16 protein-coding genes are annotated in these 20,142 nt (G+C 56.0%); 8 read left to right on the top strand and 8 right to left on the bottom strand.

The features are described from left to right. Nucleotides 1-13: 13 nt before the first annotated feature. Genes AAFF19_RS19540 through AAFF19_RS19550 form a run of 3 tightly spaced genes read right to left on the bottom strand, consistent with a single transcriptional unit; the run spans nt 14 to nt 2,972 of the window. Nucleotides 14-1,144 carry an HlyD family efflux transporter periplasmic adaptor subunit gene (locus AAFF19_RS19540; RefSeq protein ID WP_050813826.1) on the bottom strand — a complete coding sequence of 377 codons (1,131 nt, stop codon included), beginning with the start codon at nt 1,142-1,144 and terminating at the stop codon, nt 14-16. A gap of 32 nt (nt 1,145-1,176) precedes the next feature. Next, on the bottom strand, nt 1,177-1,809 hold the full coding sequence (locus tag AAFF19_RS19545; RefSeq protein ID WP_050813825.1) for a hypothetical protein: 633 nt from the start codon (nt 1,807-1,809) through the stop codon (nt 1,177-1,179). Beyond that, entirely contained in the window at nt 1,806-2,972 is a 1,167-nt protein-coding gene (locus AAFF19_RS19550; RefSeq protein ID WP_342720842.1) for a TolC family protein, read from the bottom strand. The genes AAFF19_RS19545 and AAFF19_RS19550 overlap by 4 nt, the downstream gene beginning before the upstream one ends. Before the next feature lie 489 nt (nt 2,973-3,461). Between AAFF19_RS19550 and AAFF19_RS19555 the strand changes: the two genes are divergently transcribed. The 7 genes from AAFF19_RS19555 (at nt 3,462) to AAFF19_RS19585 (ending at nt 13,536) form a co-directional block, all read left to right on the top strand. Continuing rightward, nucleotides 3,462-3,692: a hypothetical protein gene (locus AAFF19_RS19555; RefSeq protein WP_342720843.1), complete on the top strand. Its 231-nt coding sequence runs from the start codon at nt 3,462-3,464 to the stop codon at nt 3,690-3,692. Nucleotides 3,693-3,946: 254 nt separating this feature from the next. Beyond that, the gene (locus AAFF19_RS19560; RefSeq protein ID WP_082564904.1) at nt 3,947-4,537 is read left to right on the top strand and encodes a TnsA endonuclease N-terminal domain-containing protein; all 591 of its coding nucleotides are present in this window, start codon (nt 3,947-3,949) and stop codon (nt 4,535-4,537) included. Next, nucleotides 4,534-6,738: a DDE-type integrase/transposase/recombinase gene (locus tag AAFF19_RS19565; protein ID WP_082564903.1), complete on the top strand. Its 2,205-nt coding sequence runs from the start codon at nt 4,534-4,536 to the stop codon at nt 6,736-6,738. Before AAFF19_RS19560 ends, AAFF19_RS19565 begins: the two co-directional genes overlap by 4 nt. Then, entirely contained in the window at nt 6,735-8,129 is a 1,395-nt protein-coding gene (locus AAFF19_RS19570) for an ATP-binding protein (RefSeq protein ID WP_056642864.1), read from the top strand. Before AAFF19_RS19565 ends, AAFF19_RS19570 begins: the two co-directional genes overlap by 4 nt. 32 nt (nt 8,130-8,161) lie before the next feature. Next, the gene (locus tag AAFF19_RS19575; protein ID WP_082564902.1) at nt 8,162-10,027 is read left to right on the top strand and encodes a TnsD family Tn7-like transposition protein; all 1,866 of its coding nucleotides are present in this window, start codon (nt 8,162-8,164) and stop codon (nt 10,025-10,027) included. A 579-nt stretch (nt 10,028-10,606) separates the two neighbouring features. After that, nucleotides 10,607-11,911, top strand: a complete 1,305-nt coding sequence (locus tag AAFF19_RS19580; protein ID WP_233250702.1) for a hypothetical protein — start codon at nt 10,607-10,609, stop codon at nt 11,909-11,911. Nucleotides 11,912-12,951: 1,040 nt separating this feature from the next. Continuing rightward, nucleotides 12,952-13,536 carry a hypothetical protein gene (locus AAFF19_RS19585; RefSeq protein WP_056642858.1) on the top strand — a complete coding sequence of 195 codons (585 nt, stop codon included), beginning with the start codon at nt 12,952-12,954 and terminating at the stop codon, nt 13,534-13,536. Nucleotides 13,537-13,605: 69 nt separating this feature from the next. On the opposite strand, the gene AAFF19_RS19590 is transcribed toward AAFF19_RS19585, so the two are convergent. The 5 genes from AAFF19_RS19590 to AAFF19_RS19610 all read right to left on the bottom strand — a co-directional run bounded on the left by AAFF19_RS19590 (nt 13,606) and on the right by AAFF19_RS19610 (nt 18,486). Beyond that, the gene (locus AAFF19_RS19590; protein WP_158276489.1) at nt 13,606-14,064 is read right to left on the bottom strand and encodes a Mov34/MPN/PAD-1 family protein; all 459 of its coding nucleotides are present in this window, start codon (nt 14,062-14,064) and stop codon (nt 13,606-13,608) included. Further along, on the bottom strand, nt 14,036-15,751 hold the full coding sequence (locus AAFF19_RS19595; protein ID WP_056642852.1) for a ThiF family adenylyltransferase: 1,716 nt from the start codon (nt 15,749-15,751) through the stop codon (nt 14,036-14,038). Before AAFF19_RS19595 ends, AAFF19_RS19590 begins: the two co-directional genes overlap by 29 nt. A gap of 3 nt (nt 15,752-15,754) precedes the next feature. After that, the gene (locus AAFF19_RS19600) at nt 15,755-16,924 is read right to left on the bottom strand and encodes a cyclic GMP-AMP synthase DncV-like nucleotidyltransferase (protein ID WP_056642848.1); all 1,170 of its coding nucleotides are present in this window, start codon (nt 16,922-16,924) and stop codon (nt 15,755-15,757) included. 12 nt (nt 16,925-16,936) lie between these two features. Continuing rightward, nucleotides 16,937-17,941 carry a CBASS cGAMP-activated phospholipase gene (locus tag AAFF19_RS19605; RefSeq protein ID WP_056642845.1) on the bottom strand — a complete coding sequence of 335 codons (1,005 nt, stop codon included), beginning with the start codon at nt 17,939-17,941 and terminating at the stop codon, nt 16,937-16,939. Between the two features lie 215 nt (nt 17,942-18,156). Beyond that, nucleotides 18,157-18,486 (bottom strand): helix-turn-helix transcriptional regulator, encoded by a 330-nt coding sequence (locus AAFF19_RS19610; RefSeq protein ID WP_056642842.1) that lies wholly within the window; start codon nt 18,484-18,486, stop codon nt 18,157-18,159. Nucleotides 18,487-18,878: 392 nt separating this feature from the next. Between AAFF19_RS19610 and AAFF19_RS19615 the strand changes: the two genes are divergently transcribed. After that, nucleotides 18,879-19,913 (top strand): IS630 family transposase, encoded by a 1,035-nt coding sequence (locus AAFF19_RS19615; protein WP_056642839.1) that lies wholly within the window; start codon nt 18,879-18,881, stop codon nt 19,911-19,913. Nucleotides 19,914-20,142 lie beyond the last annotated feature (229 nt).

Consider the following 20,142-nt stretch of genomic DNA (forward strand, 5'->3'; position numbering starts at 1 on the left):
GCGTGGGCTCCGTTCAGCGGATCTGTGCGATGAGCGGTGCACCTTGCACCACGACGCGGTTGTCAGCGCCCAGGCCCTGCGTGACGACCACCGTGGCGGCGTCCAGGGACCGGTACTGCACCGGCTGGGGAATGTAGCGCTCTGCACCGGACTTGATCCAGACCACCGGTTCGTTGGCACTGTTGCGCACAACGGCCTGCGCAGGCAGGACGAAGCCCTTCACCTGCTCGTTCAGCGAGGCCACGACGGTGACGGGCTGTCCGACCGCCAGCGGCAAGGCTGTGCCCGATTGCTCCGGGACGGCCCTGAAAGTCATCGGGAGGACGCCATCACGCAGGCTGCGCGCAGCGCCGATCAGCTGCAGCTTGACGCCAAGCACCCCCTGCAAGTGGGCTGTACCCGTGCGTGCGGGCAAGCCAGGATCTGCCGTAGTGGCCTCCACCAACACTCGTGCAGGGTCAATCACCTCGAACAACACTTCGCGGGCCTCAACCACCTGGCCTTTGGTTGCGTCGGCTCTGGCAATCACGCCGGAGACGGGAGCCAGCAAGGCCTCTCGGGCAGCCAGGCTCGCTCCAATGCTTTTCTCGCGCGCGGTGAGGCTCTGTAGCTCAGCACGTGCGGCCTCGATCTCCTTGCGCGGCACCGTGCCTTCGAGGGACTGCAGCCGCTGCACCCGCTGTGCAGCCAGCTCCCGGCCGCTGCGCAACTCCGCCAGTTGGGCCTGTTGATTTGCCAGCGCATAGGGCTCTGCATGGTGGGCCACATAGGCCAGTACCTCCCCCTGGCGCACGGTCTGGCCGGCGATCGGTAGGCCGCGAGGGCCCGCTTCGATCCGGCCCCCATGGATTGCCTGAACGCGGCCGCTCGCATTAGGGTCCATCACCACCCGCGCTGACAATTCGATGGTGGCTGCAGCCTGGGTTTCCAGGGTCAGCTGCGTGAGGATGCCCAGGCGCCGTTGGGCGAGCATCGGAACGTTGACACTGCCGTCTGGCAACCGCATCAAACCGGATGCGCTGACCGCCGTGGGGGCATCTAGATGCTCACCGTTCGGCCCATGGGCACCTGGCGCTGCGACGGCAACAGGTGGGAACATCGCCGCGATGCACGTGATGACACTCAAGCCGAAAACATGAAACATGCTGGTTGCCTTGGTTTTTTTCATCGATGGGTTCACAGCGCACCTCCTCTGGAGGAGGTACCTGCAGCCTTGGGCGTGCGGCCAAAGAACCAACCGACCGCCGCCAGGACGACCAGGGCCAGAGCCAGCCAGACCGTTCGGGAGGGCCCATGGGCGTGCCCGTCGTCGTGGGAGTGGCCATGGTCGTCGAGCACGGCGCCCGCGACCGTGAGGGTGCCGTCCAGCAGGTCGGAGTCATTGCCCGCCAGTACGGTGACCACCATGGGATGGTCACCGGGTGCCGCCAGAGCCTTGAGCATGTTGGCATCGTCGATGGCGTAGTCGCCCATATCTGCATGGAACTTGGCAGGCGCCTTGAGGTCGCCAGTCTCCACTTCCACTGTGGCATTGAGCACAGGTTCATTGGTGGCAAAACGGTTGATCAGGATGGACAACTCTCCGCCCTGCAGTCGGCCCACCAACTCGAAGGCTTCCGAGCGCGCTTCAAAACTAGGCACGGGGCCGCTGTTGGCACCAGCTTGAGCGGGGGCATCCAAGTGCTCGCCATTAGGACCGTGCGCTCCTGGCGCGGCATAGCTGGGTGTTCCGGCAAGCACCAGCAAGGCCAAGCCTGCTCCCAGCAATGAGAGGCGGTAACGAGAGGGGAATAGATTCAAGAGATTCATGGAAGGATTCCGAGAGATTGCTGGAAGCGGGCGCGGGCCAGGCCCAGGGCCACTTGCTGGCGTGCGAAGCTGGTGTCGGCCTGGGTAGCTGCAGCGAGCGCGCGCAACAACTCCGGCAGCGGTGTTTCTCCAGCTTTGAAAGACCGATCAATGAGCGTGGCACGCTCCCGCAGGAGTGCCGAGCGCTGGCGCTCCGCTTCCAGTTGCTGCTCTGCCGTGTGCACCGCAGACTGCGCCATCGCGGCGTCAGCAGCCAGCCGCTCCTCGGTTCGCTGTTTCGCGGTCAGCGCTACATCCAGCTCACTCAGTGCGGCAGCTTGCAGAGGTTGGTTGCGGCTCGCTGTGCCCAGGGGAATGCGCACGCCGACGCCGATGCTGTTTTGAGCCGACTCACCCCGCCCGGGGGTGTCTTGTCGGATACGCAACAAGAGCTCTGGAGGGTCGCGCCGCGTGGCGGCCACCACGTCCAGCCGCTTGCGAGCGCGCTCAACCGTCAGCGCAGCGACACGCGCATCGGGGTGGGTTTCAACGGTGAAGTGCGCCCCGCCCGATGAAACTCCGGCCCCATCAACAACCGGGGCAGACGTGAGATCAGGCGCCAGGGCTTTGCCCGTCAGGGTCATCCATTGCGACTGGCTGGCGCTCAAGCGCTGGCGTGCAGCCAACTGTGCAGATTGCGCAGCGAGCGCTTCGGATTGAGCGGCAAGCGCATCCGCCTGGGCCAGATCACCCGCTTTGACGCGGCGACGCACGTCATCGGAGATCTCCTGCAAGGACCTCCACTGGGCGTCCGCCAGGTCGGACTCGGCCTTTTGCGCGGCAATGCCCCAGGCGGCTTCACGTACCAGCCCAGCAAAATGCAGGCGCCCCGCTTGAACGGCAGCATGGGACAGCTCTACGTCGGCATCCACAGCAGCGCCGCGTGCATTGCGCTGCCCAGGCAACCACAGCGGCCACGCCAGGCCGGCCTCGGCTTCCCGACGTCCAGCCGACGTTTGCCAGCGGTCGTCCCGGTAGGAAAACTCCACTGCGGGGGGGGCCGCCCACAGGCTGGAGATCGCCACCCGATCCGCAGCAGCCCGCTGTGTCTGACCTTCGGCTTCTCTCGCCTGTGTGGCGCGCTGCCACGCAGCCTCGACAGCTTGTGCCAGTGTTGGAGCCATGGGCGATGCCGTGGCATAAAGCGATGGGGCGGCATGGGACTGCGCAACCGCAGCGCCAACGAGGACGCAGCTCAAAGCACAGCCTGCGGCACAACGCACCGCAAGCCCGGAAATAACAAAACGCACGTGATTCCTGACCGATCAAAGGCGGTAAACCAGGATCGTTGACGCAGCAGCGCCTGATCAAAGCAGTACCGCACCGATGAACAACCCCGCTTTCGTGTGGAAAGCGCGGCGCTAAGGGTGGATCAGGAAATCAGTCGGGGAGGTCGTCTTAAACCGTCCAGATGAGGGGGCGGGCTGACGGATTCGGCGGTCACGGCCGGTGCGGGCGAGCGGTCGAGAGGAAGCGACAGCTGGGGGAAGTGTAAAAGTGCTGCGGTCCCTGGCCCTGCGTCCGCAAACATGTGCTGGAGGGACTCCAGAGAGTCGTCCAGGTGCATTACTCCGTGTTGGTCATGGAGAGACACCGTCCATATGCATCTCCGCATGAACCGCCTCAAACGCGCCTGCGTGGTCGAGTACCACTGTCTGGCGGGCCGTTGCGAGGGCCTGGCAGAAGAAGGAGAGCAACAGGATGACTGCGAGCAGTCGGCGCATGAAATTGGGAGCGTGCAATTGAGAACTGGTCGCAATCATAGCGATACTGGAATGCTCGCGCCCCAAATCCATGTCAACGGACAGGTTTCCCTTATTCGACTAATGTTTTGGACTTTTTAAACAATTTTTATGGACTTTTTTGGTGATTCCCTCAGAATGGACGCGTGCATTGGAAACCAGACCCCCTCCTCTACCCCAGCCATTTAAGAGCACGCGTCAAGAGGGGACGAGGCCTGCTCCAGGGCGCCGAGTACCTGCCTTGGCTTTACATACGCGACGTTCCTTCACGCGGCACTTCGTTGGGTGGGCATGGCATCGTTACGGGTCGCCCGCATCAAGGTCTTTCCGATCTGGAGGCCACCTATCTGTACCTTATGGAACGTCGTGAGAGTGTGGTGGACATTCGAGAGCAATGGCCTATCTTGGATTTGGATAGGACTCTAGAGCTCTGTACGGAACTTGAGGTTCGACACATATATAAGAGAGGGTTGCCGGAGCCCTTCACGATCGACTTTCTGATCACGGAACTGACGGCGGACGGAAAGAGCTACCGTGCAGCGAGCGTTAAGACTTCTGAAGATGCGGCCGATCCGTCAAAGAGATTGCGTTTAGAGGTGGAGCACAGATGGTGTCAAGAACGAGGCATACCTTGGACGTTGGTAGATACGTCGCGCTTCAATAAGACACTACTTGAAATCCTGCGCTTCATGCGTGGGTGGTTTCGCCATCGTTTCAATCCGGAAACACAACTTGATCCACGCTTCTTACTTGCTTTCGAGAGCTTCTACAAAAGCAACGAGTTGCTCAGTGAGTTAGTGGCAAGGCTCACCAAGACTCTTCGACTCCCCAATTCGCAGGTGCTGGACATGTTTCGGTACTGTGCTTGGTCAGGTCAAATAGATATCTCGCTTGGTCATCCGTTGGCGCTCAATCGACCACTGTTTTTGAATCAGAAGAAGCGATGACTGATTTTCGTGCGCTACCCAATCAGCCAACCCTTCATGTAGGCTTGGCACTGCATGACTCCGAACGACCAGGTCGGTATCTTCGCCTAACTCATATTTTTGAGGATGGGGTATATGCGATGTGGGTGGGCACACCCGAAGAAGCCAGGTATGCCAAACGACCGATTTTCTATTCTTGGAATCAACTTAGCGCGCTCACCTCACCTACATCGAAATGGGGTCGCATAGTACTTCCACAACAGCTCTCCGTGCCAGCCGAAAGCGGTAGTTCTCAGGCAGGAAAAATTCAATCAGCATGGGTCCAGATCGCGCCTGTAATACAAGCATTTGAAAATAGGACGAACCTATCGAGACATCACTTTACCGCCTTAATTCGAGAGAGAGCTTTAAGCATAGACGTTGCGGAAAAGACGCTGCACCGTCTCATCCTTCGTTACTACTACTTCGGCAGCACAAAAATAGCACTGGTTGCACTGCCTCGCGGCCCCAAGCGCACCACGAGGGGTCGTGAAGAGTCAGGTGAAAAAGACCATGCAAATGGCGAAATTCCGGATAAGGCCAATAATCGCCGCGGCCGGAAAACTATTCTGAGCGATGAACTAGGTCCTAATAATTTTGTTGTCACTCCGGATGATGTCGACGACATGCTCAGATGCTATAAGCAATTGCTCAGAAAGGGGCCAACAAATAAGACCACTGCGCACGAAACCTACTTAAGCACTTTTTTCCAGAAGAGCCACCCTGATACTTATCGCCAGTACATAAAAAAACAGATATCAGAGCCAGTAACCTATCGCCAGTTTTGCTACTACATAAATGGTGAGTTGCAGCTTACGGAAGACTTAGCACGAAATGAGCGCAGGCTTCGTCGTGACCCTGCCAACACCAACTCGCTAGTTTCGGCAGGTCCAGGTGAAATATATGAGATCGATTCTACCGGAGGGCGACTCTACCTAGTCTCCAGCGAAAAAAATCCTGTAGTGGTAGGCAAACCAACCATTTACTTCCTAATTGACCGGTGGAGTAGATTTGTCGTCTCAGCGTACATCTCTTTGCGCGCGCCTTCGTACGAGGAAGTTCGCAATACGCTCTTAATTGCATTTACCTCTCGCGAAAAACGCTTCTCGAGATTGGGCATAGAAGTTTCTGACAATCAATGGCCTATAGGCTGCATTCCAGCCGTTATCTGTCCTGATCGTGGATCCGACTTCATGAGTGGATCTATGTTGCAAAGCGTGGTCGATGATCTGCGCATCGACCTGACGCCACTCCCCCCTCTATGCCCAGACGGCAAAGCAATAGTAGAGAGGCTAATCCGCACTATCAAGCAGCGCATGGCGGCATCGGGGATGAAAGGTGTTTACGCAGACCGTCCCTTAGATCCTCAATCAAGAAGGGCCGCACGTAAGGCTGAAGCTGCTGCAGTGCACACACTTGCGGATGCGTACCGAGCGTTAATCGAAATTGTGAAGGACTACAACAACCGTCCCCATCAAGCCCTCAAGCGTCGAAAAATCCTTACACAACACGGCATCGAACCTACGCCGAAAAATGCGTATGTTTGGGGACTCGAAAACATAACGGGACTTCGGTCTGCACCGTACACGGAAGAAGACTATTACCGACTGTTACTCAGTTCAGATAAAGCGAGTATTTCAGGAGGTGTTCTTCGCTACAAGACTCGTGCATATCATCCCTCTAACGAGGCCGCAATCGACTACATCAGGCGATCGCCCAGAAACAGGCCTTCTCTGGACATCCGACTCGACAAGACGCAGCCAGCGGTAATCATGATAGCGAGCAGACACGGCGAATGGCCGTGTTTCGTGATGGGCGCTGGTGACGCAAGGGACAGCGAAGGAATTTCAATTGACGAGGAGGAGGCCTTCGCGGCTGTCAATGCACGCCTTTGGGCCCGCTCCGACCATGAAAGTCGACGCGTACGGGTTGCCGCAAAGGCGGCCAAGCCTGTCAACAACCGGCATAAGAGCGCCCCCGCCGAACGTTTACCTAATGTTGATATGCAACGAGCTAGGTATCAAGAAACCGCAAAACTCAAAAACAAGTTGCATGCCCAAACACACACAGAGTTCGAAGAGCACACGGCCAGTGCGTCCGTTGGGAAAAGCTGGAGTGAAGTGGAGCGAGAGGAGAAGGCTCGATTGGTAGAACTAGTGAAGCTAAACAGGAGCAAGCGATGAAGGATGTTGAGATATTCCCTGCGGTGTATCACGATACAGGAGTTTCTCGATTTGCAGGCAATCCGTTCATTGAGGCAATGCCGCCTCTGGAGCAAAGCAAAAGTGACTTTCTGACTAACCTCGCGCACTACCCAGCGAAGCCGTCGGCAACGCTTCGCAGGAGTAGCGAGGTCGTTCGACTGATGGAGCTGTCCACCATCAACGACATCGTCTACCCTTTCCCTGAATATCAAAAGGCTGGCTTCACCCTGGCCAAGATGGCCCGCGACACTTATGTAGCGCGCCACCCTTTGACTACGATGGACCGGCAGAGGAGGCACGCCATTGCCACCACCGGAACCAATGGTCTACCAATGCCCGCTGACTGGAAACCTTCGGCTAAAGGCTACTTCATGATGTCTGTTAGCGGGCAAGGCAAGACTACTTTCGCAGCTGCAGCTTTGCTGAGATACAAGCAGGTTATTTGCCACTCGAATTATCACGGAGCTGATCTGAAATGCCATCAGGTCGTATACGTTCTTCTCAGAGTGCCTCACGACGCAACACTCAAGTCGTTGTGCCTGCAATTCTTCAACGAGATCGACCGACTGCTAGGAACCGACTATTCGCGGAAGGCGGCAGCGCTACGCAATATTGCGCCCATGGTCGACTTGATGAACAAAGTCGCAACAGCTGTCTCCTTGGGCTTTATTGTCGTTGATGAAGTTCAGAATTTGCGCAGCGCGCGCGCCCAAAATGCGGAGCTTGTACTAAACCTATTCAGTGAAATCATTGAGCGGCTCGGCATTAGCTTGTTGGCGCTTGCAACACCAGCGGTCCAAGCTGTCGTAGAAGGAGCGGTACGAAACACCCGCAAACTCGCTTCCTTCGGGAGCTTGGTAATTGAGCCGATGGCAAGGAATAGCCCTCAGTGGGAAGAATTCTGCGATACGTATTGGGACTATACGTTTGTCAAGACAAAGACAAAGCTGACGAAAGAAATCCTTGATGCTTGGTACACGGCCTCAGCGGGAAATACGGCCTTCGCGGCGCTCGCGTTCACACTATCTCAGCACAATGAGATTGGCGGGCGCGAAATTATCGACGCTACTGCGTTTCAGCGAACCGCGGCGACTGACATGGCATTTCTTGGACCGGCAATTGCAGCCTTGCTCAGCAAGAACCCTGCAAAGCTTCGAATGTTTGACGATCTGCTGTTCAGTCCTAGGTACAAAGCTATGCGCGCCCTGCTTGGGGCAGAGGAGCCTGCTCGACCCAAAGGGGTAAAAAACGATGAGTTTGACGATGTACACGAAGAGAGCGTGCCCCCCAGTCCCGCTGCGACAAAGAACAAAAAAAGGGCCTCGCCTCGGCCGGTTGACCTCCCCTTAGAGGATCCGCTGGCCCGCTGAGACTACTTGCTGATTGACTGGAGTTAGCAAACGTGCACCGCGCTCGCCTCGCTTCAACAACTATCTGCTACACGCCTGAGCTGCTCCATGACGAACTGCTGTATTCATGGCTGTGCAGGTTAGCAATCTTGAATGCGTGGGGAACGGGCCGAGACGCAGTGAGGAAAATTTTTGGTGGCAGGACGGTTACACCCAGCCTTACCCTTCCCACTCACTTCGATGCCATGAACGAGCGATACGCGGGGGCGCTGCCACACGACTCTTTCGCCGCTCTTATGGAAGCCAGTACGCTGCTACCGTATCACAGGCCGTTCTTGGATCACGAGCGCTATGCACAACTAATGGAGGACTCGCGCTCAAGTAACTCCCTTGACTTGAAACTGCGGCTTGGTCTCGTTGCAAACCGGTTCGGAATCAACACGCCACACCGCTTTTGCCCCGCATGTGTAGCCGAAGATATTGAGATGAACGGCTGCCACTACTGGCATCGGCAGCACCATCTACCCGGAGTGAACTGCTGCGTCCGCCATTCTCTGCAGTTGCAACAACAAAGTGTCCCAAAGGAAGGCCTATTTGGCCAACCCCTAATGTATCCAGGCCTTCCTAGCGGCGAGGAATGCATAACCCCTGAATGTGGTTTTCAATTCCGATTTGCGCAACTATCAGCGGATCTCCTGCTGGCAGCACTACCGCCGATAAACAATGCCGATCGCTCCAACGTATATCGAAACCGCCTGTCGGCAAAAGGCTTTCAGTCGAGCCGTCGAAGCCTCGACTACCAATTAGTTGCAACTGAGGTGAGGCACTACTTTGCCGACTTCGCTAACTTTCAGCATCAATCACGACTGCTGCAGACCGCCAGAAGTCCTTTGCGCTGGATTGAAGATCTGGTTGAGCGTCCTGACCGCTCATTGCATCCGATATGCCACCTGCTGATGATTGATTTTTTATTTGGCTCCATAGCAGAGTTCAGCTTGGCAGTTGACGCAGAGCGGTCTTCACGCGAAGCGACACGAGGAAGTGCGCACGCGATTCCTCGTGGTGAGACAAAGAAATCCCTACAAGTACCAGGCCTTGAAATAGAACATCTCCTACGCAACCCGTCATTGTCCTGCCGTCAGATAGCTCAACAAACGGGCAAGAGTGTCGGCACCATCGTCAAGTATCGTAGACAGCGAAAAATCGAAGTGAAAGAGCGTCGTAAATTCGTCGGCGCCCAAACTCGAACTTCGATAGGGCACGACTTGTTGTCAGGTTTGGAATTGCAGTCTATTGCCCTTCGTAATGGGGTTTCCGTGCAAACTATATATCGGGAATTAGCGTACGAGAAGGGCACCAAACTGCACCGCCAACGTTCACTTTTCATGGCACAACGAACGTCTCGGCGTGACCGGTGGATGGGAGTGTTAAAAACGCCTGGCGTTGAGGGAATCTCCAAAGCAAGGTCTCTGGGCTTTTCTGACTATGCTTGGCTCTATCGACATGATCGCAGTTGGCTACTTACTTCCAATGCGCAATATCGCAAATCGGTGAGCACGCGTGGTACGGTGAATTGGCCGGCCCGAGATCAGGAGCTCTGCTCGAAAGTTCTCACTAGGATGATCTTGCTATTAAGGGCTGAACCACCCATGCGAATCTCAGTAGCTCGGCTTTGCTCAGGGCTGGGGCAATCCTCTCAATGGCGCCGCGACAAACTACCCCACTTTAAGGCGCTCTTATCACGTTTTTCGGAGACACCTGAGTCGTTCAGAATTCGGAGGGTTAACTTCGCAATCGATTTTTTAGTGCAACGAGAGTCCGACATTAAATTATGGAAAATTCAGCGTGCTGCAGGCCTTCGTATATGGCCTGCGGACCTTATCGCGTACGCTCAACGACGAATCAACGAGCACACCTAAAGGTCTTGGGCACCAACTAACTCTCTAAGCCCCTTCATGGTATTCCTGCCATACGTTCCCACCCCTTACCCAGACGAAGTTCTGTGCTCGGTTCTCACAAGATTTGTAGTTCACAATGGTGAGAGTGTTTTTCGAAAAATATCAAATTCTGTAGCCCACCTCAGTCCCAATCTTTCAATTTATCAGGCAAGCCCGCCTCATCCTGCAGTCGTAGCATTCATCACCGATCAAATGGGGCTACCAGGAAATGAAGTCACCGATAGGTTAACTACAAGTCAATTCTTTCGAGTATTCAACACGGCTCACAAGAGACCGCTGAACCTAGAGACAGCGGGGTATGGAACACGAAGTGGGAGACTTCGGTCCCTTGGATTCATTCCTTGCAATCACCAACCCGCTGTGCGTTTCTGTCCATCCTGTCTTGATGAGGACTTCAAAAAATACGGTGAGCCCTATCTTCATCGAATTCATCAGATGCAGCCCGCATTGACATGCACAGTTCATGAAGAATGGTTAAGAATTTCATGCCCCAAGTGCAAAATGCTTGTTGTGCCAATTAACAGAATGGTACTTCGACCTATGCCCATCGTCTGCGAATGCGGCGCGGATCTACGGTCATTGCCGGTCAGAAAATCGCCAGTAAGCAGTGCCTTCAAGCGATTGAGTAAATTTTGTGCGGATTCAATTTTTTCTAAAAATTCACTGTGGTCGCACGCTCAAGTCAAGTCCGCCGCCAGCGAAGCTCTTGGACTATCGCCGCATGACTTCTCCACAGGATATATCAAATCTCTTATCAAAGTTTACGGTAAGCCAATCAGCATTTCTCCTCACAAATTCGTTATCGCGCCGCCGAGCAGCGACTGCCATCTCAGACTCAATCTGGATTTGGGGAGGTTTAAAGCTGAGGACTTTGCATCCCTCTTCACTGCCGCTGGACTAACCTTCGACGAATCCGCACTATTAATTTCAAAAAATAGAACTGTCGGCATTCACATCAAGCAAAGGAGTCCGAAGTACGTCTACGGTTTGAAGCACGCCGAAGAAGTCCTCCTGAACTTTTCAAAAGCATACCCAGGCGAGGTGGCTACGAAATTCCAGAGATCTCACCCTCGACTCTACTGGCTCCTGAGGATCCATCATCCAGATTCGATTAAAAGATGGTGTCCAAAGTTGAAAACACTGCCGCCGATTGAGAGCGATAGAAAGAAGTTAGGTCGACTATTAAAAAAAAATGGAGATTTTAAAAAAATATTCGCCAGTGCATCGCGCCCCCTCTTTAGAGCAATTATAAGGGACCAGAACTGGCTGATAAGCACCGCAAAATTAAGCCCATCAGATTTTACAGCCCCCCCACTCAAACCGATCACCAAACTTACATCAGCAAAAATCCCTGCCTCCAAAAATTTGAGCACTCCCACCAACAGAAAAAAAGAACATAAAAATCCAAAAATAGATGACATTGAAAGAGACCTCGTATTCGCATTAATGAAGGCGATTCGCATAGAACGGCGCCCTCATAAGATCACCAGATCAAGACTTTCTCAACTATCATCAAGAGGAGTTTCTTCAATTACCAGAGCAACCCCACCCGGCAGTAGGCTGCACACGATGATAAGCAAAATCAACGCCGACAAAGATCGTAGATTGGCACTGTGGGCAGCACAAGCGTTAGCTCTTGCAGAGACAAATATGACGCCTACAACAGTTCTGCTAGCGGCAGGGCTCAACACGACTTCCCGTAACAGGGAACACGCGCGCTCTGCAATCGATTTGCTTTCAAGCGGATTAAGTCGTCAAGCAATTCGTGAATCTTTTAACACAGACCCAGAGCAGATAGCCCGATTACACCGCCTCAACCGAGTCGACTTAAAACCTCTGAATTAATACAAGCGACATCTTCTAGTCAAATATCGCGAATAATCATCTGACTAAAATCCTTCAACTGCTCTGCGGAGGCGGCTTGCCGCCGATGCTGATATTCCGCCCCCGACGAACCCGACCTCCTCAGCGCCTAGAACTTCGAGGGGGCCACGACGGCATTTACAGCACCATCAAACACATAAATTATGACGACAGGGCGTAATTCACTCGTCGGCTGAACCTAAAAAGTGAGACATCAATTAAGTGATGCAGCAAAAGTGACTAAATTGACGATTACCCACAGGACCAACCGTTTTAAAAGCAATTGTCTTAGTGGCCATACAGGAGGCATGTGACGGCAGAGGTATATTGCTGCGGAAGCTAGATGCACTTGACCACAAAGTACACTGCAAGGTGACCATGCGTTCCGTGTCTACTTGACCAGACCAGGGTATGGTGCCGGTTAAAGTTGCTGGGTATAAAAATGGTTCCTGTGCTCCGGCCAACATCAGATCTACCACGAGATGTGGCGTAAGCCTACTGGCGTTCGCTACGAGCATGCGGGAGATACTGGCGGACAATACGCCACGCAACTCGTGCCCACCCAATCACATGATTTCTAAGCCCCCAGAGTCCATGGAGCCTAAAACTAAGCTCAAGGCGCTCCTCCATAGGATTCATACCCAGGTTGACACAACGTTCTCTGGACTGGGGGTCATTGTGTGGGATGGCGTGTCTACGATACCAATCCTCCCTATGCGAAGTGAACAGCCAAGGGGCATCCATGACAAAACCACATTTGAAGTCTTGATGAATATCTCGCGGGAGGGGAGCCCTTTTCACGATGGATTTCACGTCGTTGACACAGCTCTTGCGCTCATCCAGGTGTCAGTCTATTTTTCACCCGCGATTTCCGCGCAAGTGGAGACTCCTGCGAACGGACTGAGGTTCGGTGGGCGCTACCTTGCAGCTGCCTTCGGGTCTTGCCTTGAGGGCGTGATTTGCACGGGAGTTGTGTCGAAGCAATATGGCCCGATAGTTTTTGAGCACGGAAAGGTGGCGTGATGTTTAGCCTTCTTCCGATGACAAAAGTGATTTCGATGCTAGCTGGACTGTATGCGCTGCTGGCTTTTCTTGTGGCGCTTGGAATGGAACGGCTAGGTATTGAGGTCAGCTTCCTTCGCGTGTTTAGCGGTGCGGTAGTGATCGATCTCGGACTACTGTTCTTCGTCTACGTTGGTTGGCGCTGGATATGGGAAAAAGTGCCCCGTCTCAATCAATGGCTCTATCCCGATCTCAACGGAACCTGGGCTGCATCCATTGACTGGGTAAAGGATGGAAAAACTGGTCTTGCACTGGGTACCGTGTCGATCAAACAGAATTTTTTCACGCTTTCTATTGAGATGGATGCCCCACGATCTGAGTCGCGCACCATAGCGCTTTCAGTCAAGAAAGATCCGGAATCCGCGCGGCCCTTGCTCCACTACATCTACGAGGTGAGGGAAAAGTATCAATCGCCCGGGCAGAACATGGTTTACCAGGGAGCCGCGTCTTTGGTCGTCGATGTCGCCACCTATGATCGCCTCAGCGGCAACTATTTCACCAGTCGTGAATCCGGCGGTCATTTCGAGTTCCGACGCACGCTGTAAAAACGATCACCAATATGGAGCCGTTTGGAGGGGGGCAATCTTTGATTGGTCGGCGATTTGAATTGAGGCCTACATGTCGGAGACGCATGTCAATTCTGCCCCCATACCGACTCCGCACCAGTTAGAAACTCGGCCGACGATCAAGAAGACCATCGGTTTAGAAACCCCCTGCGCGATGTCCTGCCAGTGCTTGAGGTCGACGCCTGATGGCAAGGGGGCGTCTTCAGGGTGCGTGTGCCATTCGCCGACGTAGTCTATTGTCTCGCCGCTTTCTTTCCAACGACGCCGCGACACCCGCTGGTGATGTGTGGCATGACGGAAGAATCCGAAACGCCGCTGAACATCTGCCGCCGTCGGGAAGGTAGCTTCTGTCACGTGGGTGTGGGGGCCGCGGCGGTAGCCCATCAGAATGCCGCCAGCCTCGGGTGCGGACGCCGTCAGCTGCCTGAGGCCCAATAGCCGCTCCAATAATTGCGGCTCAATGAGCAGCATCGCGCCATTACGGCCGAATGGCAGTGGCTTGAGCATCACGAGGCCCGCAAGCGGGGCAGGCAGCCAATCGAGAGACGTCCTGATTTTTGACGCCGTAGACGTTCGCATTGGCCATCGCGCTGGTTCGGAATCGCGGGCTTGCCCGTCCGTATTGAAGCCAGTCGACTACAACTTCCAAGCACAGCGCCGCCGCAGCCATCGGTGCGCTGACCGCGTACGGCGTGAAGCCATTGCAGCCCAGTTGTTTGCGCGTGGGCAGCTCTTTCAGGACCGGGAAGCGCTCCTGCCGATAGTGATTGTGCTCAGCCTGCAACAGGCATCGGAAGCATCCGAGGCGGCGCCCCTCTGCCCAGAAAGTCTGGACGCATTCCCCGTTCCCCCGGATCCGTACGTGGAGCACCGGTACTTCAGTGCCTTTGTCCAGGCGCATGGCGTTGATCATCTCGCTCACAATCTCCTCGCCAGTTGCATCAATCACCAGATCCGCATCGAAGAGGTCTGGGAGTCCCTTGACACTGCGGACGCGGGCCCGGATTTTTGCGAATGGGAACTGTCGCTTGAGCTCTTCGGCCAATGCTTCGGCTTTGCTCTTGAAGAGCGCAGGGTAGCCCAGCACATGCCGGCCAAGGTTCTCCGGCTTCATGTCATCGTAGTCCACAAGGTCCAGACATCCTGCACCCGTGCCGGCGCCCAGCCGCACGAGACCCGGTGCAACATGCGAGCCGATGGCACCGCAGCCGACTACGGTGATCTTCTTTCCTTTCAGGTCGGGGAACGTCAGATTGCGGCTGTGGACGAAGTCCGGGCCGAACTCGGTGATCGCCAGCCTACTGATCTTGCTCGTTCCCCCTCTCGTGTGGAGAAATTGGCGATAGAGCCTAGGCTTCCTGGCAGCGCCAAGCCGATGTAGCGGATCCAGATCAAAACCGAACCCTAGCCACCCCAGCGGTGTGTGGATGGCGAACGTTGCGATGGAGTACTTGAGATACTGTGTCTCGCGTTCGAGCACGCGTTGAAGTTGCTGGTACAGCCGGTGATCCCATGCCTGGAGCCACGCGAATAGCTCTTTGATGGTCGCCGGGATTGCTTTCGGTACCGCAGGCCGCGTCTGAGTTGCGAACAGCCAGCACGGACACTTCGTCTCTTTGGGAGGCTGGGCCCCTAACGCCAAGGCAAGCGCTTCGACTTCCTCCTTGTTGTCGGCGACAACGGCGTGCGAAGCACCTGCAATGTCCAAGAACCAGTAGTTCGACGACTGGGTCGTTCGGTCAACGTTCCCGATCAGCACCGAATAGACGGCGGAGGATTCGCCGTGCGACCAGTGCTGCAGGAATTCGTCCTGGATGTCGTCGTGCCTGAAATCAGGGTCATGCCGGATGCGATCCAGCACGAGTTGCGCCTGGTCCAGGCACTGCGCAATCGATTCTGCCGGATCGAACCGGTCCAACACCACTGCGCCAGAGGCAAAGTAGCACAGACCTCCCGATGCATACACGTGCGGCGATAGGGGCGGCAGGACATCGAGGTGATCGAGGATCCTGATCGAGGGGTAGGTCAGAAAGTCCCAGTCGGTGACGCTGAGCCTGACCTTGATCGGCCCGCCCTTACACGGAAGTGCTCCATCGAATGACCGCGTGCCTCGCCGATAGCCGCTGGGCGTGAAGCCGCGCGACCTCAGCAGCCGGAGCGCCTCGCCAAGGAGCGATGCCGCAGCCTCCGGCATTGCTCAGCCTGCGCTTGTCGAATTCACTACTGGGCGAGATACCCGATCTGCGCCGACCAGCCGGACGACGTCGTCGCCGCTGTCCGGCTCAACCAGGTCCGTCCGGTAGGGCACGCGGCTGCCCAACTGTGCTCGGAGGATATCGATCGCGTCACCGGCCAAGTGCGATGCTTTCATTCTGGCTGCCTGGATCTGGGAAGCCAGTGTTGCAGCAAGGGTCGATGCGTGTTGGCGGCCATTGGCATCCAGGCGCTTGTTGAAATCTTCCTTGCCTTCTGCGATAGCGGGCTCGTGCACGTTGCCCTTCAGCGCGATCGACAACGCCCGTGCGGATCTCTCAAGCGCCACGTCGTCGCGCCCACGCTTGGGTTCGAAGGCTTGCGCCACGGCGATCATGATGCACACTGAAGTGGGGCCGTCGCCGGCCTTCCAGTGCAGGTCACGCCAGGCCTTCAGGTAACGGCACACGCGCTGCAGTTGCTCGGTGTGCTCCTCGACACGGTCAAGGAACCACCGAGATACCTCTTCGGGGTCCGACGGTTTCCATTCGCCCGAGCGCGTCGCCATCATGATGTCGACCATGTCCTCCCACTGCTGCAGGGTGAAATCCTCTTCTGCAAATTCTGCGGCGAGCGCTTCACGTGCGTCCGATTTCGCGGCCGCATCGAACACGCGTTTCTCGACGATTTGCGCAAACTGTGCTTCCGGCGCCGCGTACAACGGGATATCGATATGCGCCCAGGCATTTATCTGCACCCGAATGCATGTGTCCTTGCCGCTGTACAGCTTCCAGCCCTTTTCTTTGCAAAGATCCTTCAAGAGGCCTTCGACCAGTTTGAAGTAGAGCTGGGCCATGGCGTGCGGAGGCCCACTTTCCTCCCACACAGACACTGGCAGGTAGACACCGAAGTCCCAGTCCATTTCCTGGGGCGGATGCCAGGCTGGCTGCACGCAGGTTTGGTACGACCACGAGCCTTGTGTCCGGAAACGCGGGGTGACGGCCTTGTCCATGCCCAGCGCCTTGATCGTCGCTTCTCGGATTCGTGGCCTCAAGTGATCGCGGATCTCGTTCTTGGCTTCAACCAGCACCCGGCGCTGGTCCTTGGTAGGTTCGATACTGTTGATGAACACTTCTTCGGCAGTAGCGAAGAGCAGGCGGTTGAGTTTGAGCATGTTTCTTGGGCCTCAGGTGCGTGCGTTCTCGCCGTGGAAGAAGATCGGTTTGGAGGGCGAATGCTCCAAAAAGGTTTGGAATTCCGGCTTGCTGATGCAAACTTTGGAGCGTTGGGTAGCTGCGCTCAGCAGAACTTCGCGGGCGTTTTTGTCTGCAATGTCCAATGCAACAGCACGGGCACGTTCGTCGTGAAGTTCGTCGTCTACATGGCAGTAGTGTTTTCCCAGGCGGTGCGTCAGCATGAAATCGCTCAAGACCTCCTGCGCCGAAATGGAGAGGCCGAAGAGACGCCGGGACATCTTGATCGGCCACCCGCCGCCCCAGTCTCGGACCCCACCTTGCCGGTCTTGTCTGGGGTCCACAGTGAAGCGCGACGACATCGTGCCGACCGCCATCAGGCGGACGTTGTCGATGTCCTGGCCGAAGAACTTGTGGGCCTCATGCAAACCAAGGAGCCCGGGGGCATTGGCGTATAAGCCGCCATCGACATACTGGCTGTTGTTGAAGCAGTGTCTTGGGAAGTACGCCGGGGCTGCGCTGGTGGCCATCGCGACGTCTACGATGGTGAAATGGCGATCCCGCTTGAAATCGACATGATGCGGCGTCTTGAAAACTACCGGTTCACCGGTAGAGTAATTCAGACTCGGGATGATGACAGGGTGTTTGCATGCACCCAAGAGCCGGTCGCCAAATAGCTTGGAGTCAGACAGTAGCTTCTTCAGCGGCTCCGGTGAATAAGGCGACCGCCAGAATCCGAAGAGTGACCAGCGCTTGTCGAAAATCTCCTCCCCGTGGTCGACAAACAGGTCTACGATATCTTGCGCCGGAATCTCAAGGGCAAGTGCCAACGCCAGGATCCCACCGATTGAAGTACCTGTGATCAGATCGAAACGCGATGCAAGCGGCGCTTCGATCTCTTTCTCGACATCCGCTATGACTTTTGCGGTGTACAGCCCTCGGAAGCCTCCACCAGAGAGGGCGAGAATCTGAAAGGGCTTGCGCACATTGTGGGGCATTGGGGATAACTGGTTGTTTCTAGCACTCCGCGATGGCGAGTGCTATGAAACACTATATATGGGTATCAACCAGTGTCAATACACTACCAGTAGCGCAGTATAAACATACAGCCTGCTTTTAAATACAGCTTAATTGCGCCTTGGCTGATCGCTTTCTGCCGCGCTGCGCCACTGGCGTCTACCCTCCCCAAGGTACACATCCAGCGCGCGGTATTTCATCGGCCCTCCTTCACTTCCGAATTCTGGTCACCCACGATTCCAATGGATGGCGCTCCCAGCTGCCGTTCCAGCGGACTCAGCAAGGTGCGCTCCCCCCCTTTGGATTCGAACGATGCAGCAGCCGTCTTGGGCATCAGAACCAGCTCAAGGCCCAGCTCGGACGCCAGCGCCATGGCATTGCTGATGCGCGGGGAGACTTTGCCATCGAGGATCTGCCGCACGGCCAGTGGCGTGAGCCCCGTGTTGGTTGCCAGCGCCGCCAGGGTCACCCCCTGCTCTTGCTTGGCGGCTGACAGTGCAGCAGCGAACTGACCAACGGTTTTCATAAGTAAACTAAAGAAAAAACAACGAATCTTTAGATAAGTATAGCCATCTATCGCTCGCGATGAATACTAGACTATAGAATGAGCCCTAAAAATTCAGTTAACTATAGATTCTGTAAAGCGATGCATTACGACGCCGTCCTCATCCCCATGGACAAGCCCCGTATCCAGCTCCTGGAGCCTTGTATTGCAACGCCCGAGCCTTGAATGGAATCCAGCCCAGGCTGTACTTGCTGGACTGAGGTTGCCCCTGAAAACTGGAGTTTTTACCTCAGCCCGATGCAGTACGAGCAGCGCTGGTACGAGGCACAGCGTAAAAAGGCCGCGTGAACCGTGGGTTATTGACCAGGCCTTTGTGCATTTGAAATTATCTGTACCGCCCTCAACTCAGATTCATGCAAGCAACCGACATGAGATCGCTGAGCCGCGAAGCGCGGCACGAGCGCCGCGTGCAGGTCATCCGACTGCGTAAAGCCGGTAATACCTACGACGAGATTGCAGCGCTCACGGGTCTGAGCCGCACGGGCGTCTTCAACATCTGCAGGCGCCATGCGGCACACGGCGCCAAGGCTCTGCACGACACCATTGGCGGACGCAAGTTCGGAGAAAACCGCTTGCTCGATGCCGACCAGGAGGCCCTGGTGCGAAAGCTCATTGCCGACAAGACGCCAGATCAGCTCAAGATGCCCTATGCGCTGTGGACCCGCGCGGCAGTGGCCCAACTCATTGAGCAGCGCTTTGGCATCCGGCTGCAAGTGCGCACCATGGGCAAGTACCTGGCCCGCTGGGGCTTCACACCACAAAAGCCTATGAAGAAGGCTTACGAGCAGTCGCCAGCGGCGGTCAAGAAATGGCTCGATGAGGACTACCCGGTCATCGCCGCACGCGCCAAGGCTGAAGGAGCCGAGATTCACTGGGGCGACGAGAGCGGGCTGCGCAGCGACGACGTGCGCGGCAGGAGCTTCGCGCCCAAGGGCCAGACACCGGTGGTGCGGGTCAACAACAAGCGCCATGGCCTGTCGGTGATCTCCACCGTGACCAACAAGGGCCAGATGCGCTGGAGCAGCTTTGACGGGGCGCTCAACACCACGATTCTGATCGACTTCCTGCGCCGACTGATCAAGGGCCAGAGCAGGAAGCTGTTCCTGATCCTGGACAACCTGCGGGTGCACCACGCCAAGCCGGTCAAGGCCAGGCTGGCAGAGCACGCTGACGCCATCGAGGTGTTCTACCTACCGAGCTACAGCCCGGAGTTGAACCCCGATGAGATGGCCAATGCAGACATCAAACAGGCGGTGACCAAGCTGGCCCCGGCGCGCACGAAGATGCAGTTGGTGAAGGCCACGGCCAAACACTTGCGCAGCGTGCAACGTCAGCCCGAGCGCATTCGAAAGTACTTCGACCACGCCCCGGTTCGCTACGCTGCTTGAGTCAAGTTCACAGGGGGCGGATCAATAAGAGCTACACGAAACAGGGGCAAGGTCAGTTCTGTCATGTGCGCCAGCCAGATCTCGCGAACAAGCGTCCAGGGAAGTAGTTGGATTCACCTGGTGACTGGTGCAGCCAGCTAGCAGTTGCTGATGGCCTTGATTTGGATCGCCGCAATCAGCCTGAAACTGAATAAGCAATTCTGGGTTAATTTTCACCGGCTATGGTTTG

Source organism: Acidovorax sp. FHTAMBA, assembly GCF_038958875.1.
In the GTDB taxonomy this organism is placed as follows: domain Bacteria; phylum Pseudomonadota; class Gammaproteobacteria; order Burkholderiales; family Burkholderiaceae_C; genus Acidovorax.

Excerpts from the sequence above, each read along its gene's own strand:
- AAFF19_RS19540 (WP_050813826.1), bottom strand. The coding sequence starts at position 1,144 with ATGTTTCATGTTTTCGGCTTGAGTGTCATCACGTGCATCGCGGCGATG.
- AAFF19_RS19545 (WP_050813825.1), bottom strand. The coding sequence starts at position 1,809 with ATGAATCTCTTGAATCTATTCCCCTCTCGTTACCGCCTCTCATTGCTG.
- AAFF19_RS19550 (WP_342720842.1), bottom strand. The coding sequence starts at position 2,972 with ATGGCTCCAACACTGGCACAAGCTGTCGAGGCTGCGTGGCAGCGCGCC.
- AAFF19_RS19555 (WP_342720843.1), top strand. The coding sequence starts at position 3,462 with ATGAACCGCCTCAAACGCGCCTGCGTGGTCGAGTACCACTGTCTGGCG.
- AAFF19_RS19560 (WP_082564904.1), top strand. The coding sequence starts at position 3,947 with ATGGAACGTCGTGAGAGTGTGGTGGACATTCGAGAGCAATGGCCTATC.
- AAFF19_RS19565 (WP_082564903.1), top strand. The coding sequence starts at position 4,534 with ATGACTGATTTTCGTGCGCTACCCAATCAGCCAACCCTTCATGTAGGC.
- AAFF19_RS19570 (WP_056642864.1), top strand. The coding sequence starts at position 6,735 with ATGAAGGATGTTGAGATATTCCCTGCGGTGTATCACGATACAGGAGTT.
- AAFF19_RS19580 (WP_233250702.1), top strand. The coding sequence starts at position 10,607 with ATGCCCATCGTCTGCGAATGCGGCGCGGATCTACGGTCATTGCCGGTC.
- AAFF19_RS19585 (WP_056642858.1), top strand. The coding sequence starts at position 12,952 with ATGTTTAGCCTTCTTCCGATGACAAAAGTGATTTCGATGCTAGCTGGA.
- AAFF19_RS19590 (WP_158276489.1), bottom strand. The coding sequence starts at position 14,064 with ATGCTCAAGCCACTGCCATTCGGCCGTAATGGCGCGATGCTGCTCATT.
- AAFF19_RS19595 (WP_056642852.1), bottom strand. The coding sequence starts at position 15,751 with ATGCCGGAGGCTGCGGCATCGCTCCTTGGCGAGGCGCTCCGGCTGCTG.
- AAFF19_RS19600 (WP_056642848.1), bottom strand. The coding sequence starts at position 16,924 with ATGCTCAAACTCAACCGCCTGCTCTTCGCTACTGCCGAAGAAGTGTTC.
- AAFF19_RS19605 (WP_056642845.1), bottom strand. The coding sequence starts at position 17,941 with ATGCCCCACAATGTGCGCAAGCCCTTTCAGATTCTCGCCCTCTCTGGT.
- AAFF19_RS19610 (WP_056642842.1), bottom strand. The coding sequence starts at position 18,486 with ATGAAAACCGTTGGTCAGTTCGCTGCTGCACTGTCAGCCGCCAAGCAA.
- AAFF19_RS19615 (WP_056642839.1), top strand. The coding sequence starts at position 18,879 with ATGCAAGCAACCGACATGAGATCGCTGAGCCGCGAAGCGCGGCACGAG.